The following is a 3,589-nucleotide window of genomic DNA, read 5'->3' on the forward strand; positions in this document are numbered from 1 at the left end:
TCGAAGGGCGTGGCGGCGCTCGTCACGGCGGCCCCGGTCGCCGCTGCGTCTGTGGCGGCAACACTTGTGGATGCCCATCGCGTCTGGGCGTAGGCCGGCGCGGCCGAACCCGACCAGTTCACTTGGACGAATAAAGCCAGCGCCAGCAGAGCCATGACCAGTGTCGCCGGCGCGAGCTGGCGGTAGAGGCGGTGGCGCGCGGGGGCGCGGACGGGCGGCGCGGGACGCAGGGCGCGCAACCGGGCGGCCGGCGGCCGCGGGGCTGTCTCCACGGCGCGGCCAACGGCGCCGCGCACCAGCGCCTCTAATTGCCGCTCGCGCTGCAGCGCCTCGCGGCAGGCGGCGCACTGCTGCGTGTGCCGCTCCACGCGCTGGCGCTCCTCGGTCGAGAGCAGGCCCAACACGTAGTCGGGGATCAGTTGCCGGGCGTGTTCTGTGTCCATAAGTTACTGCCCCTCAGACTGGACAGGTTTCGAGCGGACTCCTGTCCGCCAACCTGTCAGGTCTACCTGGTATATACACGCCGCCGGCGCAGCATCCTCACTCGACCAGCCCACTCAGCCGCTCACGCAGCGCCTTGTGGGCCAGTCGCATGCGCGACTCGGCCGTCTTGGGCGGAATCTCCAGCACCTCGCCGATCTCGGCATAGGCCAGGCCGCCGTAGTAGCGCAGGATGGCTACCTCGCGGAGCTTGGGCGACAGATCGCGCACGGCGCTCCAGACCGCCCGCTGCTGCTCGTTCAGCATCGCCCGTTCATCTGGCAGCGGCTCCTGATCGCTGTGCCTCTGCTCGTAGTCGGGCGATTCATCGCCGTTCAGCGAAAACGACGGCAGCCACTTGCGCCGCCGCTTGTTGCGGCAGCGGCTAACGGTGATGCGATAGAGCCACGTCTTGAAGGCCGACTTGCGCGCGTCGAACCGGTCGAGGCGGCGGAAGGCGTATTCGAAGCTGTCCTGCAACACCTCTTCGGCATCTTGCTGGCTTTGCAGCAGGCTATAGGCCAGCCGGTAAACCATGCCACTATGCAGGTCATAGAGGGCGATGTAGGCCGCCTCCTCGCCGCTCAGGCAGCGGGCGATGAGCGCGGCCGTCTCGTCGGCCGCCCCGTAGAGACGTTCCGCCGGAACGTCTCTACCGTCCAGCCAGGTCAGCGCCGTCGTATCGCTCACGGCGTCACCCCACTCAACTCACCGGCCGTCGCCAGGTCGGAGCGAATCCACAGGATAAGCCGCTCCCCATCCACCGGCGCGGTCGACTCGCGGAACAGCCACCAGCGCAGCAAGTCGGCGATGCGCGTCCCCACCGGCGCGGGCGCGGCGACGGCATCGGCCACGTCACGCTGTGTCAGGCCGAAGTCCACGCCGAAGTAGTCGCCGGAATGCGCCAACTGCCGGTCGTCCGGGGCCAGGACAACGGACGTCTGGGCGTTCACCGGCAGCGCTGGGCCAGTCTGGAAGCGGGCGAAGTCGCGGAAATACCAGCGCAGAACGGGCGATTCAATCAGGCTAAAGATCGCCAGGTCATCGGCGGCGTTGGTCGTCTGGAGGGAAATATTGGTGATTAGCTCCATCATGACCGGCACATCGTCGTCGGCTGCCTCAACCACCCAGCGCTCGCGAGGGTCGTTGGCCCCGATTTGATTCAGCTGCCAGCCCGTTCCCCACTGCCAATAGAGGAGCAGCAGGGCCACACCCAGGAAAGCCCCCAGCCGCGCCGCGCTGTTGTCCCACGACAGGGCCAGGATGACTACCAGCCCGGCAAAGACGAAGGCCAGAGTCGCCAGACCGACCAGCGTGCCCTGCTCGCCCGTCCACAGGTTCAGACGGGTGAAGCGGCCGATGCTGACCAATAGCACCATACCCAACAGCAGTAACCCGCCGGCTACGAACCAGGTAGTCCGCTGCGACAAACCCGATTTCTCAGAAGTGGCCGAAGCCCTGGCAAGGTGGGCGGCGAACAAGCCGACGAGCAAGTAGCCGGGCAAGACGGCCGCGGCAGTGTTAGCCACGTGCGCGGGCTGGAGCGTGGCGATGAGCAGCACCAGGCCCAGCCAGATGCCCAGGCGGATGCCCGGCCGGTCGCCGCGCCGGACGGCCCAGACGGCGGCCGGCAGGCCCAGCATCAGCAGGGCCGGCTCATAACGCAACAGAGTCAGGAGGGGCGAGAGCAGCCCGGACGCAGACAGGTTGGCCGGCAAGCCAAACTGCGCGAACCAGGTGGGCAGGAGTTGCAGCGCCGCGCCAAAGCCGGCCGGGTAGAACAGCAGGCAAGAGCCGACGGCAACGAAGGCGAGCGCCGCCGCCACGCCGATCCGCCGCCACTGGCTCACCCAATCACCCGCGGGCGCGCCATCGAGACGACGGCGATCCATAAGATTCGCGCCGGCAAAAATCCACCAGGCCGGGACGAGGGCGACCAAACCTGTATAGAACAGCGGCGCGCTGGTCAGGCCCAGGCCGAGGGCCGCCCCCGCAACGCCCCACCAGCGTCGCCCGCCGGCCACCACCAGCAGGAGCAGCGCGAACAGGGCGATGGCCTCGCCGCCGGCGGCGCGCGAGACGGCCACGTGCAGCGGCGAGACGGCCAGAAAGAGCGCCGCTGTCAGCCAGAGCGCCGGCCGCGCCCGCCCGCGCCACAGCCAGGGCAGCAGGACGGTCGCCACGCCAAAGAGGACAGGGGCAAGCCGGGCCGCCACGTCTCCACTGCCGCCGAGGCCCATGATCAGGCTGGTGAAGGTGAAATAGGCGGGACTGCTCACCGGCGCGGCCACCTGTCCGCCGTTGGCGAACTGCCAGCTCGCCAACGCCGCCCCGGCTTCGGCCGGCGACAACGGCAGCCGGCTCAGATCGACCAGACGGGCCAGGGCGGCGACGCCGCCGATCAGGGCCATCAGCCCGTCGGCGACGGTCAGGCGAGCGACGAGCGATGGACGACGAACGGCGAAAGGGGCAGAGACAGCAGGCGGCAGATGGTTTGCAGCGCCATCAGCGCCCCCGGTTGTGGCGCGCTCCGCACTCGTCACTCGCAACTCGTCATTCGTCACTGTTGTTCTTTCGCTCATCATCTTGATGACAGCTCTACCGGCTGCCAGCGATAAATCGTAACACGGTCATTGGCATAGGCAACGTCGAGCCCCTCGCGGAACTTCGCCAGGCCGGCCTCGCCGTAGGTGCTGACTTCCAGATCGCCGACATAGATGTAGGCGACGTCGAACTGATCGAGCAGAAAGCCGACCACGCCCAGATCGGTCGCGGTATAGATTTGCTGCACAATCGGTTCGCGGCGGCCCGGCTCGGGGTTGTCGCTGCCCCGCCACTGGCTTTCGTGCCCCGGCCAGCCCAACACTGTCGGCAGGCCGGTATTGGCCGAGACTCGACCATAGCCGCTGTACTGCCCGCCGACCGCCTCCAGCACCACTGGAGCCGAGCCACCGGCCATCGCAGCGTTCTGGCGCAACCACTGGATGGCGTCGTAGTCGGCCGGGTTGAACCGTTGCAGGTAGGCCAGGCCATCCAGCGTGGCCGGCTGGCGCTCCAGCGGCGTCCCGTCGGCGGCGCGCGCCGGGCCGCGGTACTCGGCCGCCCGCGA

At 68.4% G+C, this 3,589-nt stretch carries 3 protein-coding genes and 1 pseudogene; all 4 read right to left on the bottom strand.

Going from position 1 to position 3,589, the window contains the following annotated elements; translation table 11 throughout:
- Window positions 1–443 (bottom strand): anti-sigma factor (locus tag ACE3UY_RS06455; RefSeq protein WP_374686730.1); only part of this gene is annotated, 443 nt, incomplete at its 3' end.
- A gap of 97 nt (window positions 444–540) precedes the next feature.
- A complete protein-coding gene (locus tag ACE3UY_RS06460) occupies window positions 541–1,170 on the bottom strand; it encodes an RNA polymerase sigma factor (protein ID WP_374686731.1) in 630 nt (209 codons plus the stop codon).
- Window positions 1,167–3,065 carry a hypothetical protein gene (locus ACE3UY_RS06465; RefSeq protein ID WP_374686732.1) on the bottom strand — a complete coding sequence of 633 codons (1,899 nt, stop codon included), beginning with the start codon at window positions 3,063–3,065 and terminating at the stop codon, window positions 1,167–1,169. The genes ACE3UY_RS06460 and ACE3UY_RS06465 overlap by 4 nt, the downstream gene beginning before the upstream one ends.
- Window positions 3,062–3,589 (bottom strand): annotated as a pseudogene (locus ACE3UY_RS06470) (hypothetical protein); the annotation flags it as partial. The pseudogene ACE3UY_RS06470 and the gene ACE3UY_RS06465, both read right to left, overlap by 4 nt.

The sequence above is a fragment of the Promineifilum sp. (SeqCode) genome, assembly GCF_041918635.1.
Taxonomy (GTDB): Bacteria; Chloroflexota; Anaerolineae; order Promineifilales; family Promineifilaceae; genus Promineifilum.